At 55.6% G+C, this 268-nt stretch carries 1 protein-coding gene; it reads left to right on the forward strand.

What is annotated here, in order from left to right:
* On the forward strand, positions 1-268 hold a 268-nt coding region (locus tag RMT89_RS43385; RefSeq protein ID WP_315889259.1), incomplete at both ends, for a hypothetical protein.

Here is a 268-nt window from a genome sequence, read left to right on the forward strand (position 1 = left end):
TTGGTAGCCCGTCTATTTCCAGTATGGACGGCTCTTGTCCTGATCGGTCTAGCCATTGACGACTTCCTAGCCTATCTCCAGGGTGGGGAAAGCGTTATCGGGGATTTCATTGAGTGGATTAAGGAGCTCACCGGCGTATCCGATACCGTTGCCCAGTCACTAGCAGGGCTCGGGGCGGTCGTTGCGTCTGCTCTGGGCTTTGCCTTCCTGATCGCACCGCTGCGCACCCTTACTATGTTCAGTAGCATTCTTGCGAAGGGCATTCTGG

Origin of the sequence: Streptomyces sp. P17 (genome assembly GCF_032436805.1) — a bacterium.
Lineage (GTDB): Bacteria > Actinomycetota > Actinomycetes > Streptomycetales > Streptomycetaceae > Streptomyces.